General features: G+C 71.3%; 17 protein-coding genes. 15 read left to right on the top strand and 2 right to left on the bottom strand.

Translation table 11 applies throughout. The annotated features are described in order from the left end of the window. Positions 1 to 114 precede the first annotated feature (114 nt). The 3 genes from ABZ939_RS16900 to ABZ939_RS16890 are packed head-to-tail and all read left to right on the top strand — an operon-like array spanning position 115 to position 2311. Entirely contained in the window at positions 115 to 1158 is a 1044-nt protein-coding gene (locus ABZ939_RS16900; protein ID WP_361855218.1) for a sugar kinase, read from the top strand. After that, complete coding sequence (locus tag ABZ939_RS16895; RefSeq protein ID WP_361854882.1) at positions 1155 to 1904, top strand: IclR family transcriptional regulator; 750 nt, start codon at positions 1155 to 1157, stop codon at positions 1902 to 1904. The genes ABZ939_RS16900 and ABZ939_RS16895 overlap by 4 nt, the downstream gene beginning before the upstream one ends. Beyond that, positions 1901 to 2311 carry a RidA family protein gene (locus ABZ939_RS16890; RefSeq protein ID WP_361854879.1) on the top strand — a complete coding sequence of 137 codons (411 nt, stop codon included), beginning with the start codon at positions 1901 to 1903 and terminating at the stop codon, positions 2309 to 2311. The genes ABZ939_RS16895 and ABZ939_RS16890 overlap by 4 nt, the downstream gene beginning before the upstream one ends. Positions 2312 to 2372: 61 nt before the next feature. Here the strand turns inward: ABZ939_RS16890 and ABZ939_RS16885 are convergent, their stop codons facing one another. Continuing rightward, positions 2373 to 3710 carry a M14 family metallopeptidase gene (locus ABZ939_RS16885; protein WP_361854876.1) on the bottom strand — a complete coding sequence of 446 codons (1338 nt, stop codon included), beginning with the start codon at positions 3708 to 3710 and terminating at the stop codon, positions 2373 to 2375. 203 nt (positions 3711 to 3913) lie between these two features. On the opposite strand from ABZ939_RS16885, the gene ABZ939_RS16880 reads away from it, so the two are divergent. After that, positions 3914 to 5191, top strand: coding sequence for an Nramp family divalent metal transporter (locus ABZ939_RS16880; protein WP_361854873.1), 1278 nt, complete (start codon positions 3914 to 3916; stop codon positions 5189 to 5191). A gap of 21 nt (positions 5192 to 5212) precedes the next feature. Continuing rightward, positions 5213 to 6535: a serine/threonine-protein kinase gene (locus tag ABZ939_RS16875; RefSeq protein ID WP_361854870.1), complete on the top strand. Its 1323-nt coding sequence runs from the start codon at positions 5213 to 5215 to the stop codon at positions 6533 to 6535. Between the two features lie 57 nt (positions 6536 to 6592). Here ABZ939_RS16875 and ABZ939_RS16870 read toward each other — a convergent pair whose 3' ends face one another. Then, a complete protein-coding gene (locus ABZ939_RS16870) occupies positions 6593 to 8293 on the bottom strand; it encodes a glycoside hydrolase family 18 protein (RefSeq protein ID WP_361854867.1) in 1701 nt (566 codons plus the stop codon). 306 nt (positions 8294 to 8599) lie between these two features. On the opposite strand from ABZ939_RS16870, the gene ABZ939_RS16865 reads away from it, so the two are divergent. Genes ABZ939_RS16865 through ABZ939_RS16820 form a run of 10 tightly spaced genes read left to right on the top strand, consistent with a single transcriptional unit; the run spans position 8600 to position 17371 of the window. Next, on the top strand, positions 8600 to 9490 hold the full coding sequence (locus tag ABZ939_RS16865) for a hypothetical protein (RefSeq protein WP_361854864.1): 891 nt from the start codon (positions 8600 to 8602) through the stop codon (positions 9488 to 9490). 45 nt (positions 9491 to 9535) lie between these two features. Beyond that, positions 9536 to 10240 carry a Flp pilus assembly protein CpaB gene (gene cpaB, locus ABZ939_RS16860; protein WP_361854862.1) on the top strand — a complete coding sequence of 235 codons (705 nt, stop codon included), beginning with the start codon at positions 9536 to 9538 and terminating at the stop codon, positions 10238 to 10240. A gap of 7 nt (positions 10241 to 10247) precedes the next feature. Then, positions 10248 to 11519, top strand: coding sequence for a P-loop NTPase (locus tag ABZ939_RS16855; protein ID WP_361854859.1), 1272 nt, complete (start codon positions 10248 to 10250; stop codon positions 11517 to 11519). A 3-nt stretch (positions 11520 to 11522) separates the two neighbouring features. After that, entirely contained in the window at positions 11523 to 11891 is a 369-nt protein-coding gene (locus ABZ939_RS16850; RefSeq protein ID WP_361854856.1) for a TadE family protein, read from the top strand. Next, the gene (locus ABZ939_RS16845) at positions 11888 to 12262 is read left to right on the top strand and encodes a TadE/TadG family type IV pilus assembly protein (RefSeq protein WP_361854853.1); all 375 of its coding nucleotides are present in this window, start codon (positions 11888 to 11890) and stop codon (positions 12260 to 12262) included. Before ABZ939_RS16850 ends, ABZ939_RS16845 begins: the two co-directional genes overlap by 4 nt. Further along, complete coding sequence (locus tag ABZ939_RS16840) at positions 12259 to 13599, top strand: CpaF family protein (protein WP_361854850.1); 1341 nt, start codon at positions 12259 to 12261, stop codon at positions 13597 to 13599. The genes ABZ939_RS16845 and ABZ939_RS16840 overlap by 4 nt, the downstream gene beginning before the upstream one ends. A 13-nt stretch (positions 13600 to 13612) precedes the next feature. Then, complete coding sequence (locus ABZ939_RS16835) at positions 13613 to 14554, top strand: type II secretion system F family protein (RefSeq protein WP_361854848.1); 942 nt, start codon at positions 13613 to 13615, stop codon at positions 14552 to 14554. 11 nt (positions 14555 to 14565) lie between these two features. After that, positions 14566 to 15453, top strand: coding sequence for a DUF5936 domain-containing protein (locus tag ABZ939_RS16830; protein WP_361854845.1), 888 nt, complete (start codon positions 14566 to 14568; stop codon positions 15451 to 15453). Between the two features lie 56 nt (positions 15454 to 15509). Further along, positions 15510 to 16673 carry a histidine kinase gene (locus ABZ939_RS16825; RefSeq protein ID WP_361855215.1) on the top strand — a complete coding sequence of 388 codons (1164 nt, stop codon included), beginning with the start codon at positions 15510 to 15512 and terminating at the stop codon, positions 16671 to 16673. Beyond that, on the top strand, positions 16670 to 17371 hold the full coding sequence (locus tag ABZ939_RS16820; RefSeq protein ID WP_361854842.1) for a response regulator transcription factor: 702 nt from the start codon (positions 16670 to 16672) through the stop codon (positions 17369 to 17371). The genes ABZ939_RS16825 and ABZ939_RS16820 overlap by 4 nt, the downstream gene beginning before the upstream one ends. Positions 17372 to 17477 lie beyond the last annotated feature (106 nt).

The following is a 17477-nucleotide window of genomic DNA, read 5'->3' as shown; positions in this document are numbered from 1 at the left end:
AGGGTGTTGCATTGTGTGCAACAGTCATTGCGTGTATCGCTTGATGCTGTCTAACATCCGGGCCAACACCGGGTCAATGGACCCGCATGACCGACGAGGAGCCCGACGGTGACCGTGACCGGAAACCCGCCCGTGGACGCGTCACCCGTGGACGTCGTCTGCCTCGGCGAGTCCATGGTCACCTTTCTGCCCTCCCGGCCGGGCCGCCTCGCCGACGTCCCCTCGTTCACCCGCACCATCGGCGGCGCCGAGTCCAACGTGGCGTGCGCGCTCGCCGCGGCGGGGCACCGAACCAAGTGGGTCAGCCGGGTCGGCCACGACGGCTTCGGCGACCACCTGGTGGCGACGATCGCCGCACACGGGGTCGATGTGTCCGCAGTACGGCGCGACGCCGTGCGGCCGACCGGCATCTACTTCCGTACCGCGACGGACCGGGCGACCGAGGCCCACGAGGTCGCCTACTACCGGGCCGGGTCGGCGGCGTCCGCGATGTCGCCCGCGACCGTGCCGTACGACTCCGTGGCCGACGGGCGGATCCTGCACCTGTCGGGGATCACGGCGGCGCTGTCGGAGGACTGCCTGGGCCTGGTGCGCGTCCTGACCGCGCCGCGGGCGGGCCGTCCGCTGGTCTCCTTCGACGTGAACTTCCGCGCCGGGCTGTGGCGCGACGGGTCGGGACCCCGGCTGCTCCTGGAGCTCGCGCGGGGCGCGGACCTGGTGTTCGTGGGCGAGGACGAGGCGGAGGAGGCATGGGGGGTGGTCGGGCCGGACGCGGTGCGGGCGGTTCTGCCGGAGCCTGCCGTGCTGGTGGTGAAGCGGGGCGGTGCGGGTGCCGCCGTGTTCGAGCGCCGCGGCCACGGCGGCGACGCCGTCACCGTCGTCCCCGCGCCCCGCGTCGACGTCGTCGCCGCCGTCGGGGCCGGGGACGCGTTCGCCGCGGGGTTCCTGTCCGCGACCCTGCGGGGGCTGGACGTGCGGGAACGGATGCGGCACGGGCATCTCATGGCCGCCGCGGCGCTCACCGTTCCCGGGGACCTCGGCGCGCCCGCCACGACCGCACACGCCGACCGGCTCGTCGCCCTGGACGACGAGGGCTGGGGGAGACTTCACCTCGGCCCCGGCTGGACGGGGGAGGACCAGGAGGTACGTACGTCATGAGCCAGACCGTCGACCGCGCACTGAGCATCCTGCCACTGCTCGCGCAGGGCCCCGCCGACCTCGGCCAGGTCGCCGACCGGCTCGGGGTGCACAAGTCCACCGCGCTGCGGCTGCTGCGCACCCTGCACGAGCACGGGCTCGTCTACCGCCAGCAGGACCAGCGCTACCGCCTCGGCGCCCGCCTCTTCGTCCTCGCCCAGGAAGCCGTCGAGAACCTCGACATCCGCGAGATCGCGCACCCCCACCTCGCCGCGCTCAACGAGCAGATCGGGCACACCGTCCACCTCGCGGTGTACGAGGAGAGTGAGGTCCTCTACATCGACAAGGTCGAGAGCCGCTACCCGGTCCGCATGTACTCGCGCATCGGCAAGCCCGTCGCGATCACCGTCGCCGCCGTCGCCAAGCTGCTGCTCGCCGACCTCCCCGAGCCCGAGCGGCGCGCCATCGCCGCCAAGCTCGACTACCCCATGTACACGCCCCGTTCGATCCCGAACGCCGCCGCCTTCCTCAAGGAGCTGGCGACCGTCCGCGAACAGGGCTGGGCCACCGACCTCGGTGGCCACGAGGAGTCCATCAACTGCGTCGGCGCCCCCATCCGCGGAGCCGACGGCCGCGTCGTCGCCGCCATGTCGGTCTCGGCACCCAATGTCGTCGTGACGGCCGAGGAACTCCTCACCCTGCTCCCGCTGGTGCGTCGCACCGCCGACGCCATCAGCCGTGACTATTCAGGCAAGGACCACGCATGACCGAGAAGATCGCGCTCACCCCCGCCACCCACACCGCCCCGCCGGCGAAGTTCTCGCACGGCGTCAAGAAGGGCAACATCCTCCAGGTCGCCGGCCAGGTCGGCTTCCTGCCCGCCGTCGAGGGCCAGGCACCCACCCCGGCCGGCCCGACGCTGCGCGAGCAGACCCTCCAGACCTTCGCCAACGTCAAGGCGATCCTGGAGGAGGGCGGCGCGAGCTGGGACGACGTGATGATGATGCGCGTGTACCTCACCGACGTGGACCACTTCGCCGAGATGAACGAGATCTACAACGCGTACTTCGAGGAGCAGGGCCTCAAGGCGCCCGCCTCGGCCCGTACGACGGTCTACGTCGGCCTGCCCAAGGGCCTCCTCATCGAGATCGACGCCCTGGCAGTCCTCGGCTGAGTCCGACCCCCGTCACGGCGCGGGGGCACCCCGGAGTTCCCGGGGCGCCCCTGCCGGCATGTCAGGTGGTGCAGTACTGCGACTGCTTGCCGATCGAGCGATACATGCAGTCCGCGTTCTCCAGAAGCTGGAGCACCGCGTCCTTGTTGCGGCTCGTCTCGCGTTCGATCACCTCGTCGGGCGGGTAGAAGCCGCCGTTCCAGGACGAGGCCGGATACATCTCGAACGTGTATCCGAAGATCCTCTGCGCGCCCCAGAGGTAGTCGTCGATCGAGCCGTCCGTGATGTAGAGGTCGCTGGACTGCTCGGCCGTGTAGCCGTTGCTGGCCGCCATCTTCTGGCCGACGGCCGCGAACGCGTCGCGGTCGTCCTGGGTCATGCCCGGCGCGGTGTTCGCGGTGGTCCAGCCGAACGGCCAGAGCACCAGCTCGCTGTACGTGTGGAAGTCGATCGCGGCCCTGATCTGCTGCTTGCCGCCCACCACGCGTGAGCGGACGAAGTCGGCGACGACCTTGACCTCGGGGGCGGACTCGGGGGCCGTTCCCCGGTAGGTCTCGGAGCTCTTGGAGCCCGAGGAGCCGCCGCAGCAGCCCCACTTGTAGTCCCAGTTGCGGTTCATGTCCGTACCGACGTAGCTGGAACCGGAGTTGGGCTGCCGGTTCTTGCGCCAGCTGCGGTAGGAGCCGGTGGCGATGTCGTACTCGCCGCCGTCCGGGTTGAGGTCGGGCACGATCCAGATCTCGCGGCTGTTGACCACGTTGGTGATCCGGGAGTCCGTGCCGTAGCCCGCGCCCAGCTCGCGCAGCAGGTAGAGCGCCATCTCGACGGTCAGGTGCTCGCGGGCGTGCTGGTGGTGGGTGAAGAGGACCTCGGGCTCGGCCTCGTCCGTACCGACGTTGTCGCTGATCTTGATGGCGACGATGTCGCGGCCCTGGTACGTCTTGCCGATGACCCGCTTGTTCATGATGTTCGGGTACTGGGCGAGGCGCTGGTCGATCTCCGCGTTCATCTCCGCGAAGTTGTGGTACTTCGAGTCGGCCGAGGGGAAGTCGAAGGGCTCGGCGGCCCGGCCCGCGATCGACCGGTCGGGCGGCGCCGGCAGCGCCTCGGGGCGGTGGCCGAGCGCGCGGAGCTTGCGCAGCTGGGCGGAGTTGGCGCTGACGACGACGCTGTGGTCGTCGGTCTCGTCGATGGAGACGCCGGTCGCGGCCAGGGCCGTGCGCTCGGCGACGGTGGACGGGCCATGGATCTCGTACTGGCGGATCACTTCCTCGGTGGCGGCGGTCGGTTCCGAGTCGGCTCCGGCCGGGAACGCGCCTGCGGAGAGCGGCGCCGCGAGGGCGAGCGCCAGAAGGGCCGCGAGGGTGGCGGACCTTCTTCCGCGGGTTCGAAGTCGCATGCTGTCTCCTGGGTGGGGAGTGTGGGGGTGTGCGACAGGCTGTGCGGGGTGTCCGGGCACATCGTGCGGCCGTGACATGGACTGGTCAAGAGCGCGGTTCGGCCATGCCCTCTTGCGCCGTCGCGCCACAGCCGCTTTGGTGACCTGGATCACGCAACAGGTCACACAGCAGACCACATCGGGCGGGTGAAAGGCGGTCGGACATGGCGGAGGTCGCTCAGGAGGAGGGCACCGGCGACGCCGACGCCCGCCCGCGCAAGGCTTCCTGGCGGTACATCGGCCCAGGCATCGTGGTCGCGGCCACCGGTGTCGGCGCCGGTGACCTGGTCGCGACCCTGGTCGCGGGCTCGAAGTTCGGCTACACCCTGCTCTGGGCGGCCGTCATCGGCTGCCTCGTCAAGATCTCCCTCGCCGAGGCCGCCGGCCGCTGGCATCTGGCCACCGGCCGCACCCTCTTCGACGGCTGGCGCAGCCTCGGTTCGTGGACCACCGTCTACTTCGTCGGGTACGTCGTCGTCTGGGGCTTCGTCTACGGTGCGGCGGCGATGTCCTCCAGCGCCCTGCCGCTCGGCGCGCTCTTCCCCGACCTCATGGACCTCAAGGCATGGGCGGTGCTGTGCGGTCTGGTCGGTCTCGTCTTCGTCTGGTTCAACCGGTACGCCGTCTTCGAGAAGGTCATGACCGTCCTGGTCGGCGTGATGTTCGTGGTCACCGTCTATCTGGCCATCCGGGTCACGCCCCACCTCGGCGAGGCGTTCGCCGGTCTCGCCCCCGTGCTCCCCGACGGCTCCCTCGTCTACACCCTCGGTCTGATCGGCGGTGTCGGCGGCACCATCACCCTGGCCGCGTACGGCTACTGGATCAACGCCAAGGGCTGGCGGGACAGTGGCTGGATGAAGGTGATGCGGCTCGACAACCGCGTCGCCTACCTCACCACCGGCATCTTCGTCGTCGCGATGCTCTTCGTCGGCGCCGAGCTGCTGCACTCCTCCGGCGTCGCCATCGCCAAGGGCGACAAGGGCCTGCTCGACCTCACCGGCATTCTGTCCGACCGGTATGGGGACGCCACCGCCAAGCTCTTCCTGGTCGGCTTCTTCGCCACCTCCTTCACCTCGCTCATCGGGGTGTGGCACGGCGTCAGCCTGATGTTCGCCGACTTCGTGGCCCACTACCGGCCCGCGCTCGTGCCCGCCGGCACGGACCGCGACAAGTCGCTGCCGTTCCGCGCGTACCTCCTCTGGCTGACCTTCCCGCCGATCGCGCTGCTCTTTCTGGACCAGCCGTTCGGCCTGGTCATCGTGTACGGCGTGATCGGCGCGTTCTTCATGCCGTTCCTGGCGCTGACCCTGATCCGGCTCCTCAACTCCTCCCGTACACCCGCCGCATGGCGCAACGGGCCGCTGAGCAACGTCATGCTCGGCGCGGCCGGGCTGCTCTTCGTCGTGCTGTGCGTCCAGCAGGTGCGCGAACTGCCCTGGTAGGCGTCGGCGATACTGTCCCGCGTGGGGACGCTGATCGGCACGTACGAGATCGAACGCAAGCTCGGCGAAGGCGGCATGGGGACCGTCTGGTTGGCGCGCTCGCGCGGCGGCCGCGCGGTCGCCGTCAAGGTCGCCCGGCCGGAACTCGCCGCCGACCCCGGCTTCCGCGAACGCTTCCGCGCCGAGATCGTCGCCGCCCGCAGGGTCGGCGGCTTCCACACGGCGCAGGTCGTCGACGCGGACGCCGACGCCGAGGCGCCCTGGCTCGCCACCGCCTACGTCCCGGGACCCACCCTCGCCGGACTCGTCACCGCCGAGGGACCGATGGACGAGCGGCGGCTCCGGATGCTGGGCGCCGCGCTCGCCGAGGCACTGGAGGCCATCCACGCCTGCGGGCTCGTCCACCGCGACCTCAAGCCCGGCAACATCGTCATGGCCCCCGACGGCCCCCGGGTCCTGGACTTCGGGATCGCCCGGGCCCTTGAGTCGACCCGTCTCACCGCCACGGGATCGGCCTTCGGCACCCCCGGATACCTCGCCCCTGAGCAGGCCCTAGGCGAGGAGGTGACGGGTGCCGCCGACGTGTTCGCGCTCGGTGGCGTCCTCGTCGCGGCGGCCGGGGGGCGGGCGTTCGGGGACGGGACCCCGATGGGCCTGATGTACCGCACGGTCCACGAGGCACCGGACCTGGGCTCCGTACCGGAGGCGCTGCGCGGTCTTGTGGGGCGCTGTCTCGCCAAGAACCCCGCCGAACGGCCCACGCCGGAGCAGCTCCTCGACGCGCTGGCGGGGGACGGGGACCTCGCGGTGGCGCCGGTGCCGACGCTGGTGTCGACTCCGACTCCGACTCCGGCCCCGGCTCCTGCTCCTGCTTCCACCCCGGCTCCTGCTCCGACCCCGGCTCCTGCTCCGTTCCCGGTGCCCGGGCCGGATGCCGGGGACGCGGGACGCGATGTCCAGGACGCCGTCCCCGCCATGGGATCCGGTGTCCAGGACGCCGTCCCGCTTCCCGTGCACGCGCAGCCCACCGTCGTCGTACCGCCGCAGCCCCTCGTTCCGCCCGGGCCCGCGCCGACGTTCGTCGCCGCCGACAGGACGTCGGGGATCGACGTCGACGCCGACGGAGTGGTCTTCATGGTCTCGGACGTCGAGGCCGAGTTCGCCTGGGCGGAGATCGGAGCCGTGGCGTACGAGCGGACCCGGCGCGGCCGGGGCCTGCGCGTCACCGTCAGCCTGTACGACGGCTCCACCTACGCCTGCGACCTCGACGGCCGCCGTGCCGCCCGGGTCGACGAGTGGGCGCTGCAGCTGGACGTGGTCCTGAACCGGTACTGGCAGCCGTGAGGGCACGGCGCAGCGCCGCCGGGGGAGCGGCGGCGCTGCGCTGATTCGCGCCCGTCGTCACGGGAGGTTGTGGACGTGCGGGCCGACCGCGTTGGACCAGGCGTTGCCGGCCGTGGCGTCCCAGTTGGTCGACCAGGTCATCGCGCCGCGCAGGTTCGGCCAGGTCTGCGAGGGCTTGAAGGAGCCGCAGTTGGTGCCACGGGCCAGGCAGTCCAATGCGTTCTTCACGATCGACGGGTCCACGTAGCCGCTGCCCGCGCCACGCGTCGATGCGGGCACGCCCAGGCCGACCTGCGAGGCGTCGAGGCCGCCCTGGAGCTGGATGCAGGCGAGCGCGGTGAGGAAGTCCACCGAGCCCTGGCTGTACACCTTGCCGTCGCAGCCGAGCATCGAACCGCTGTTGTAGTACTGCATGTTGACCACCGTGAGGATGTCCTTCACGGCGAGCGCGGTCTTGAAGTACTCGGTGCCCGTGTTCTGCATGTCGATGGTCTGGGGCGCCATCGTCAGGACCATCCCCGAGCCGGCCTTGGCGGAGAGCTGACGCAGCGCCTTGGTCAGGTACGTGGAGTTGATGCCGTGCTCCAGGTCGATGTCGACGCCGCTGAAGCCGTACTCCTGCATGAGGGCGTACGCGCTGTTCGCGAAGGCGGTCGCGGAGGCGTCGCTGTTGATCGTGACGTTCCCCTTCTCGCCGCCGACCGAGACGATGACCGACTTTCCGGCCGCCTTCTTGGCCGCGATGTCGGCCTTGAAGTCGGCGACGGAGGCGTAGCCGACGGCCGGGTCGAGGTTGAAGACGATCTGACCCGGCGTGGTGGTCGAGTCGGCGAAGGAGACGGCGATGATGTCGTACTGCGCCTGGACGTCCCGGAGCTTCTGGACGGTCGCGCCGTTGTTGAAGTTCTGCCAGTAGCCGGTCAGCGCGTGCTTGGGGACGGACGGGCCGGGGCCGGGGTTCGTGGTGCCGGTCCGGGCGGAGACGGCGGTGGACCTGGCCGACTCGCCCGCCGCGTTCGTCGCGGAGACCTGGAACTGGTACGTCGTGTTGGCGGTGAGGCCCGTCACGGTCGCCGAGGTGCCGGAGACGGTCTGCGCGAGGGCGCCGTCGCGGTACACCTTGTAGCCGGTGGCTCCGGAGACCGCGTTCCAGCTCAGCGCGACGGAGGACGAGGTGACGGTGCCGGCGGCGAGGCCGGCCGGGGTCGCCGGGACGACCGGGTCGGGGTCGGTTCCGCCGCCCCCGTCGGGGCCGAAGACGGAGACGTCGTCGACGTGGTAGGCGGCCTGTCCGTACCAGCCGTGGGTGTAGACGGTCACCGAGGTGGTGTTCGCGCCGGTGGTGAAGCTGGTGGTCAGCTCCTTCCAGGAGGAGCTGTCGGGGGTCCAGGTGGAGACGTCCGTGGTCCCGGTGCCGCTCGCGCCGAGGTAGGCGTACCCGCCCTGCACCCAGGCGCTCAGGGTGTACGTCGAGTTGGGCTTGACCGTGACGACCTGGCTGCACCGGGCGTTGTCCTGGCCCGCCGGGGTCGCCTTGAGGGCGCCGGCCCCGGTCCTCACGGGTGAGGAGACCGCGGTGCCGCTGCCCGCGGAGCAGGTCCAGTTGGCGGTCCCGGACTCGAAGCCCGCGTTCTTGGCGACGTTGACGTCCGCGGCCTGAGCGGTGCCTGCGCCGCCGACGAGGACGAGTCCGGAGCCGACGGCCAGCGCCAGGGCGCCGCCGATCCATCTGCGGGAGCGTGTGGTGGTGCGGTCCACTTGCTGCCTCCGGTGGGGGAGTTGGGGGTGTGGAGGGGTCGGAACGGTGGCCACCGCTGGGGGACAAGCTGGTCCAGACCAATCGAGTTGTCAAGACCTCTGGAAGGAGCGGGGAGTTGGCGCTTGGGCCCTGGGACCCACCGCCGGGCCCAGTGCAAGGGCCGCGCGGGCCCAGAAATCTCCCCGCGCTTGGCGGATTGTGTGTTCACCAGCCCGCAGGTCGTGGATAAGGTGCAGAAGCATCGCGCTGTGCAGTAACGCAGTGAACGCAGTGAGTCATGGGGACATGGGGACGGGGAGCCCGACGTGCCGACAGCGATCGCGGTCACCAGTGCCGATCTGGTGCTGCCACCGACCGACCAGCAGACGCCCACCGCAGCCGTCCTGCCCGCACCTGGGACCCAGCCCCTCGCCTCCGCGGTCGCCGATCTGCAGCTCCTCCTCGACCGGTACGGGCATGTGGTCGTGGTCTGCCCCTCCTCCCTGCCGACCGCCACGGAGCAGCGGCTGCACGCCGTACGGGCCCTCCTGGAGAGCGACCGGATCGCGCTGGTCAAGACCGATCTGCCGCCGCTGGGCACCGCCGTGCTCGCCCGGCAGCTGCGGCAGCTGTCCGTCTGCGACTTCAGCCCCGGCGTCGTCGCCTCGGCCGCCCGGCTGCTCGCCCACTACATCTACGCCGGGGCCGTCCTCGGCTCCGTCGCCAAGCTCGACCGCGTACCGGTCAGCCTGAAGTCCCACCTCAAGGGCTGGATGCCGGGCGCGCAGTTCGCCGTGCTCGCCGGGCCGGTCCCGCAGCTCGTCCGGATCGCACCGGGCGCCGAGCCGCCCGCCGGACCCGAGTTCGCCACCCAGCTCCTCCTGGCCAGGGGACAGCTGCAGACCGACTGGCCCACCGGCACCCTCGCACCCCGATGGCAGGTCCAGGGAGTCCAGGAGGCCCCGCTGCCCGCCGAGTCGCCGCGCTGGTGGGGCACCGGCCGGCTGGTCGAGTTCGCCGCCCACCTGCCCGACATCGCGGTCCTCCACCACCTGGTCTCCTCGGTACGGCGCGAGACCTGCCACTGGTGCCGGATGGAACTCATCGGCGACCGCTGCGGATTCTGCTCCGCCCCGCTGCCCGCCCCCGTACCGCCCACCACCGCGCCGCCCACCGCCTCGGCCGAACCCCGGGCGCTCACATCCCCTGTCCGCTGACCCCCTGTCCGCCGAGTCACACGGAACCGATCGAGGTTGTACGGCATGAACTCCCGCCAGCGTCGTGGCGTCATACTGCTGCTGCTGTCCGTCCTGTGCGCCCTGGGCGCGTTCGCCGGAGTCCTGTCGGTCATCGGCGACGTCAACTCCAAGGTCGGACCCGAGGTGAAGGCGTACCAGGTCAAGAGCGAAGTGGCGCCCTACACCCCTCTGAACGCCCGGCAGTTCGAAGAGATCTCGATGCCGAAGCGATGGCTTTCGGACAACGCCGTCACCGACCTCGCCCAGATCGAGGGCAAGATCGCTGTCACCACCCTCGAGGCCGGCTCCCTGCTGCAGTCCGACATGATCGTCAAGCGCCCGGCGCTCCAGCCCGGCCAGCAGGAGATCGCCATCATGATCGACGCCGCCACCGGAGTCGCCGGCAAGATCACCGCCGGCGCCACGGTCAACATCTACGCCACCTTCGAGGGCGAGAAGAACGGGCAGCCCGCCCAGTCGAAGATGATCGTCAGCAACGCCCGCGTCCTGGACGTCGGCAAACTCACCCCCATCAGCGACCGCGACGACCGGGGCAGCCGCGCCACCGAGGCCGTCCCGATCACCTTCGCGCTCTCCACGCTCGACACCCAGCGCGTCGCCTACGCCGAGTCCTTCGCCCAGCACGTACGCCTCGCCCTCGTCGCACCCGGCAGCGAGCCCACCGTCGACCCGCGCGACCGCACCTACACGCTCGACAAGGACAAGTGAGGCCGGTATGACCACCAGGATCCTGCCGGCCGTCGCCGACCCCGACGCGGCCCGGGCGGTCGTCACGCTGCTCAGCCAGCTCCCCGACGCCGAACCCGCCGCCCCCGTCGCCGACTCCACCCATCTCGTCGACACCCTCGCCAGGCTGGCCGCCGAGTCCCTCGACGAGCTGCCCGAAGTCGTCCTCGTCCACGAGCGGATCGGCCCGGTCCCGGCCCTGGAACTCGTCCGCGAGGTCGCGCTCCGCTTCCCCGCCGTCGGCGTCGTCCTCATCACCGCCGACGCGAGCCCCGTGCTCTTCTCGGCCGCCATGGACTCCGGCGCGCGGGGCCTCGTCACCCTCCCGCTCGGCTACGAGGAGCTGGCCAGCCGCGTCCAGGCCGCCGCCCAGTGGTCCGCCGGTGTCCGGCGCCACCTCGGCGCGGGCGCCGACGTCCTCGCCGGACCCGGCGGCACCGTCGTCACCGTCAGCGGCGCCAAGGGCGGCGTCGGGACCACGGTCACCGCCGTCCAACTCGCCCTTGCCGCCCGGGCGTCCGGACGGAACGTCGCCCTCGTCGACATGGACCTCCAGGGCGGCGACATCGCCTCCTACCTCGACGTCCAGTTCCGCCGCTCGGTCGCCGACCTCGCGGCCGTCGACGACATCTCGCCCCGCGTCCTCCAGGACGCCCTCTACACCCACGAGACCGGTATCGCCCTGCTCCTCGCCCCCGCCGAGGGCGAACGCGGCGAGGAGGTCGCCGACCGCTCCGCCCGCCAGATCGTCGGCGCGCTCCGCTCCCGCTACGACGTCGTGGTCGTCGACTGCGGAACCCACGTCACCGGGGCGAGCGCCGTCGCCGTCGAGATGGCCGACACGGCGCTCCTGGTCACCACCCCCGACGTGGTCGCGGTGCGGGCCGCGAAGCGGATCGTACGGATGTGGGACCGCCTCCAGATCCGCAAGGCGGAGGAGAGCACCGTCCTGGTGAACCGGTACACGCGCTCCACCGAGATCCAGCCCGCCCTCATCCAGAAGATCACCGGCACCCGGTTGGCGGGCGTCGTGGTCCCCGCCAACTTCAAGGAACTCCAGGGCGTCGTCGACGCGGGCCGGATGCACGAGCTGGACGCCCGCTCGACGGTGAAGCAGGCGCTGTGGTCGCTCGCCGGGGAACTGGGCCTCGTCCAGGCACCCGACGGCGGTGCTCCGCGCGGTCCGGGCAGGCAGCTCGCCCTCACTCGCGGGGACGACCGGGGATCGGTCGGCCTGCGACGCCGCGGGAAAGGGCGCTGAGCCATGCCGGCGTACCGGGACGACAAAGGGCAGGTGGCGATCGAGTTCCTCGGCATGGTGCCGCTCATCGTGCTGACACTGGTACTGCTGTGGCAGTGCGTCCTGGTCGGATACACCTTCACGCTGGCGGGCAACGCGGCCGACGAGGCCGTACGGGCCGGGGCGGTGGAGGGCGACTGCCAGGGGGCGGGGATGCGACACCTGGAGGGGGCGTGGGCGTCCGGGGCCTCCGTGGGGTGCGCGCCGGAGGGCGGGATGGTCCACGCGACGGTACGGCTCAAGGTGCCCGTGCTGTTCCCGGGGGCCATCAGCTTCCCCTTCACGGTGACCGGTGAGGCCGGAGCCGTACGGGAAGACAGGGACGGGTCGTGAGGCGCGCGGACCGCGACCGGGGCCAGGCCGCCGTCGAGTACCTCGGCTTCCTGCCCGTCCTGCTGCTCGTCGCCCTCGCCGGAATCCAGCTCGGACTCGCCGCGTACGCCGCCCAGCAGGCGGGGACGGGGGCGCGCGCCGCGGCCCGGGCCGCCTCGCACGACGAGACCACGCTCGATCCCCAGACGGCGGGTCTGTCCGCGATGAGCGGCTGGATCGCCGGACGCAGCTCCGTCCACGCCGCGGCCGGGGAGGGCGACGAGGTCACGGCCACGGTGACCGTGGACATCCCGTCCGTCGTCCCCTTCTGGGACTTCGGAACGGTACGGAAGAGCGCCACCCTGCCCCTGCCCGAGGAGGATCAGCCATGAGCCTGCGGGCACGCATCAGCACCCCCGAGGAGAACGGCCCGGGAGGCCGCGAGGACGGTCATCTCGTCGCCTCCTTCCGCGCCAAGCTCCTGGAGGAGATCGACCTCACCGAGATGTCGGCCCTCGCCGCCGCCGAGCGGCGGGCCCGCCTCGAACGCGTCCTCGGGCACATCATCAGCCGTGAGGGCCCCGTCCTCTCCACCGTCGAGCGGGCCCAGCTGATCCGCCGCGTCGTCGACGAGGCGCTCGGCCTCGGCGTCCTGGAACCCCTCCTCGAAGACGCCTCCATCACCGAGATCATGGTCAACGGCCCCGACCAGATCTTCATCGAGCGGGCGGGCCGGGTCGAGCTGCTGCCGCTCCGCTTCGCCTCCCACGAGCAGCTGATGCAGACCATCGAACGCATCGTCTCCACCGTCAACCGGCGTGTGGACGAGTCCAATCCGATGGTCGACGCCCGGCTGCCCTCCGGCGAACGCGTCAACGTGATCATCCCGCCGCTCTCGCTGACCGGGGCGACGCTGACGATCCGACGCTTCCCCCGCGCGTACACCCTGCGGGAGATGATCGGCCTCGGCTCGCTCGACGAACAGATGCTGTTCCTGCTCGCGGGCCTCGTCCAGGCGAAGTTCAACGTGATCGTCTCCGGCGCGACCGGCACCGGAAAGACCACCCTCCTCAACGCGCTCTCCGGGCTGATCCCGGAGGGCGAGCGGGTCATCACCATCGAGGACTCGGCCGAACTCCAGCTCCAGCAGTCCCATGTCATCCGCCTGGAGAGCCGGCCCCCGAACATCGAGGGCCGCGGCCAGGTCACCATCCGCGACCTCGTCCGCAACTCCCTGCGCATGCGCCCCGACCGCATCATCGTCGGAGAGGTCCGCGGCGGGGAGACCCTCGACATGCTCCAGGCCATGTCCACCGGACACGACGGCTCGCTCGCCACCGTCCACGCCAACTCGGCGGAGGACGCGCTGATGCGGCTCCAGACCCTCGCCTCGATGTCGGAGGTCAAGGTCCCCTTCGAGGCGCTCAGGGACCAGATCAACAGCGCCGTCGACGTCCTCGTCCAGCTCACCCGGCACGCCGACGGCACCCGCCGCATCACCGAGATCGCCATCCTGGCGTCGAACGGGCGCGAACGCTTCACCCTCGCCACCGTCTGCCGCTTCCGCGCCCAGCCGCTCGCGGCCGACGGACGGGTGTACGGGGCCTACGAGTACCACCCGCTGCCACGACGGGTCGCCGACCGGCTGTACATGGCGGGCCAGCCGATCCCCCAGGCCTTCGGCGTCGCCGCGACCGACGAGCAGCTCGCCACCCGAGAAGCGAAGTAGGGGGACCTTCCACATGAACGACCTCACCTGGCTGGTGGTCGGCGTCGCGCTGCTCTGCTGCGTCCTCGGCGTGCTCGGCGTCCACACGTACGCGAGCGGGGCCGCCCAGCGTGCCGCCCTGGTCGCCCGCCTCACCCAGACCGGCGAACCGGAGGGCACGGGCCGTCGCAGACGCCGTTTCCGGGGCATCGACCGGCGCGTCCGGCGCACCGCGTTCGGGCGGAAGCTGGAGCTGCGGATCTCCGCCACCGGCCTGGACCTGACCCCGGGAGAGTTCGTCGTCGCCATGACGGCCACCGTGGCCGCGCTGTGGGCGATCGGTCAGGCCGTCCTGTCGCCGTTCTTCGGCCCGATCTGCGGCTTCCTCGGTGTGTGGGTGGCCATCGGCTTCCTCAACTGGCAGCGGCAGAAGCGGATCGAGAAGTTCATCAACCAGCTCCCCGAGCTCTCCCGCATCCTCGCCAACGCCACCCAGGCCGGACTCGCGCTGCGGATGGCGCTCAGCATGGCCGCCGACGAGATGGAGTCGCCGGCCGGCGACGAGCTGGAGAAGGTCGCCCAGCAGCTCGCGGTCGGCACCTCCATCGACGACGCCCTCGGCGAGCTCGCCGAACGCCTCCCTTCCCGCGAACTCGTCGTCCTCGTCACCACCCTCGTCCTCGCCAACAAGGCGGGCGGCACGGTCGTCTCCTCGCTGCGCAATCTCACGGAGACGCTGGAGGAGCGTAAGGAGACGCGGCGGGAGGTCCGTACACAGCTGTCGCAGGTGAGCATGACGGCGTACGCGGTGCCGGTCATCGGCATCGGCTCGCTGCTCCTGATCGACAACATGCAGCCGGGCGCCCTGGACCGGATGACCGGTTCGGGCCTCGGCCAGTTCGCCGTCGTCGCCGCGTTCGCGCTGTACGTGGTCGGCTTCGTCGTCATCCGCCGTTTCTCGAAGATCGACGTCTGAGGGGCCGGCCCATGGATCTTCTCCTCGCCCTGTGCGCCGGACTGTCGGTCGCCGGAATCTTCTACGGCATCCGCCTCTACCGCGCGGACGCCAAGCTCCCCGGCGACCTGCAGCTCGCCCTGGAGGTCGGCTCCACCCGCACCGGGGCCGTCGACTCCGCCGTGGACCGGCTCGGGATGCGGTACTCGGCCGCGGTGCTGCGCGCGATGGGACCCAAGCGGGTCAACGCCGTCCGGCGCCGGATCGACCTGGCGGGCAACCCCGGTGGCCTGACCATAGACCGGTACGGAGCCCGGCGAGCCGTCTACGGGTTCCTCGGCGGCCTCGGCGGTCTCGTCATGCTCTCCAACGGCGATGTGATCGTCGCGCTGCTGCTGTTCGCCTTCGGAGCCTTCTGGACCGAGGTCGGCATCTGGTCCGCGATCCGTATCCGCAAGGACCAGATCGAGCGGACCCTGCCGGACTTCCTCGACGTGCTGGCGGTGGTGGTCTCGGCCGGGCTCGGATTCCGGCAGGCGCTCGACCGGGTGGCCGACAAGTACGAGGGCCCCTGGGCGGACGAACTCAGGATCACACTGCGCCAGATGGACATGGGCGTGAGCCGCCGGCAGGCCTTCGACGAACTGCGCCGACGGAACGACAGCGAGCAGGTCGCCCAGTTCGTCACGGCGCTGCAGCAGGGCGAGGAACTCGGCGCGCCGATCGTCGAGACCCTCATCCAGATCGCCAACGACATGCGGCGGACGGACGCGCAGAACGCCCGGCGGAAGGCGGCGAAGGCGGTCCCCAAGGCGACGATGGTGATCACGACGCTGATGGTCCCGGCGACGATGATCCTGCTGGGCGCGGGGCTGTTCCTGGGGACGGGGACGAACTTCGGCTCGATCACGGGAGAGTGAGGACGGTGACGGTCCCTGCTCCCGGGGCGGACCTCCAGGTGAACGCCCTCCAGGCGATGTGCCGCCAGGTCTTCGGCTTCCGCCTGGCCATGATCGCTCTGGCGAGCCCGGTGGCCCTGCTCGGGGCGGCGGACGGCCTCGCGACCTGGCTCGTCGGCGCCGCCGTCCTCATCACCTTCATGGGCTCGTACGTGATGTTCCGGGACTGGGAACGGTTCGGCCCGCTGCTGCTCAGGCACCCGGCGCTGCTCGCCGCGGACACCCTCTTCGGCTCGCTGCTCCTCGTCACGGCCGGCCCGCAGAGCACCCTGGGGTACGTCAGTGTCTGCACGCCCCTGCTCGCGGGCCTCGCCTACAGCTGGCGCGGCGCGGCCTTCTTCGCCTGCCTCCAGTCGCTGATCCTGCTGGCCATCCACGCCGCCGACCCACGGCACCCGGCCATGAGCGTAGGGGAGGCCACCCTGCTCCCCGGCCTGTGCGTGATCACGGGCGCGCTCGGGGTGACGCTCAGGAACCTGCTGCTCCGCTTCGGGGCGGCCACGCAGGCCCTCACGGACGCACGGGCCCGCCTCGCCGCCGCCCAGGCGGTCGAGGAGGAACGGGCCCGGCTCGCCCGTGACATGCACGACTCGGTGGCCAAGACCCTGCACGGCCTGGCGCTGGCGGCGGACGGTCTCGCGGGGGCGCCGGATCCGCGGGAGCAGGCGCAGGTCGTGGCGCGCTCGGCGCGGAGGGCGGCGGCCGAGTCGCGCGAGCTCCTGGCGGACCTGCGGAGACAGTCGTACGGAGGAGTGGACATCGACCTTCCGTCGGAACTGACCTCCCGGGTGGCGGACTTCGCGCGTCGCTCGGGCATCGAGGCCCACTACCAGGGGGTCGGGTCCGGATTCGTACCCCCCGTGCCGTACGCGGTGGCCCGGCAGCTGCTCACGATCGCCTCGGAGGCGATGGAGAACGCGGGCCGGCACGCCCGGCCGACGCGCGTCGAGGTCTCGGCCGGCGTCGTCGCGGGCCTGCTCCGCATCAGCGTGCGCGACGACGGCCGCGGCCTGCCCCCGGGCACGACCCTGGACGGCCTGCGCAGGACGGGCCACTTCGGCCTGGTCGGCATGGTGGAACGGGCGGCGGGGGTCGGGGCGCGGCTCCGGATCGGACGGGGCGGGGCCGTGAAGGGCACGGAGGTCCGGCTGGAGCTCCCGGTCGAGGGGGTGGCGCGGTGAGGACGGTCACGGTGCTCGTCGCGGACGACAACCCGGTGGTACGGGCGGGCCTGAGGTCCCTGCTCGGCGCCGACGGGGACCTCCGGGTGGTCGCCGAGGCCGCCGACGGCCGCACGGCGGTGGCCCTGACGGAACACCACCGCCCGGACGTGGTGCTGCTGGACGTCCGCATGCCGGTCGTCGACGGCTTGACGGCCCTGCCGCACCTGGTCCGCCTGTCGGCGGTGCTGATGCTGACGTACAGCGGGGAGAGCGAGATCGTGCGGGAGGCGCTGAGGCTGGGGGCGGGCGGCTACCTGGTGCACGGCGAGTTCACCTCGGAGGAACTCCTGACGGCGGTCCACGACGTGGCGTCCGGCCGCGCCCGCTTCACACCGACGGCGGCGAACGCGGTGCTCGGGGTGGTGCGGGGTGCGACTGCACATGGTGGCGCGGGGCCAATCGTCTCGAATTCATTGCGATTTCGCGGAATCGCTTCGCAGATGCAATCGGATGTGGCACGGTTCGGACTGAGTGTGAGGGAGGGGGAGGTGATGGACTTGATCGCATCGGGCCTGAGCAATCGCCAGATCGCCGACACCTGCTTCATCAGCGAGAAGACGGTCAAGAACCACATCAACCGCATCTTCGCGAAGCTCCACAGCGCGACGCGCAGCGAGGCGATAGCGGTCTGGCTGGGCACGAGGACGGCGTCGTGAAATGGGCCCGCGTTTGGGCCTACGGGCCCTTGGGGGAGGAGGGGGTGGGGGCGTACCGTGCGCGGGCCGCGATCGGCATCGGCACGGGGACGTACGAATCATCCGG

The organism is Streptomyces sp. NPDC046712, assembly GCF_040645695.1.
In the GTDB taxonomy this organism is placed as follows: domain Bacteria; phylum Actinomycetota; class Actinomycetes; order Streptomycetales; family Streptomycetaceae; genus Streptomyces.
The sequence above is the reverse complement of the archived record's forward strand: the minus strand, read 5'-3'. Positions and strand labels throughout refer to the sequence as shown.

Coding starts and splice junctions, on each gene's coding strand:
- ABZ939_RS16890 (WP_361854879.1), top strand. CDS start 1,901: ATGACCGAGAAGATCGCGCTCACCCCCGCCACCCACACCGCCCCGCCG.
- ABZ939_RS16855 (WP_361854859.1), top strand. CDS start 10,248: ATGACCACCAGGATCCTGCCGGCCGTCGCCGACCCCGACGCGGCCCGG.
- ABZ939_RS16840 (WP_361854850.1), top strand. CDS start 12,259: ATGAGCCTGCGGGCACGCATCAGCACCCCCGAGGAGAACGGCCCGGGA.
- ABZ939_RS16885 (WP_361854876.1), bottom strand. CDS start 3,710: ATGCGACTTCGAACCCGCGGAAGAAGGTCCGCCACCCTCGCGGCCCTT.
- ABZ939_RS16895 (WP_361854882.1), top strand. CDS start 1,155: ATGAGCCAGACCGTCGACCGCGCACTGAGCATCCTGCCACTGCTCGCG.
- ABZ939_RS16850 (WP_361854856.1), top strand. CDS start 11,523: ATGCCGGCGTACCGGGACGACAAAGGGCAGGTGGCGATCGAGTTCCTC.
- ABZ939_RS16830 (WP_361854845.1), top strand. CDS start 14,566: ATGGATCTTCTCCTCGCCCTGTGCGCCGGACTGTCGGTCGCCGGAATC.
- ABZ939_RS16835 (WP_361854848.1), top strand. CDS start 13,613: ATGAACGACCTCACCTGGCTGGTGGTCGGCGTCGCGCTGCTCTGCTGC.
- cpaB (WP_361854862.1), top strand. CDS start 9,536: ATGAACTCCCGCCAGCGTCGTGGCGTCATACTGCTGCTGCTGTCCGTC.
- ABZ939_RS16880 (WP_361854873.1), top strand. CDS start 3,914: ATGGCGGAGGTCGCTCAGGAGGAGGGCACCGGCGACGCCGACGCCCGC.
- ABZ939_RS16825 (WP_361855215.1), top strand. CDS start 15,510: ATGTGCCGCCAGGTCTTCGGCTTCCGCCTGGCCATGATCGCTCTGGCG.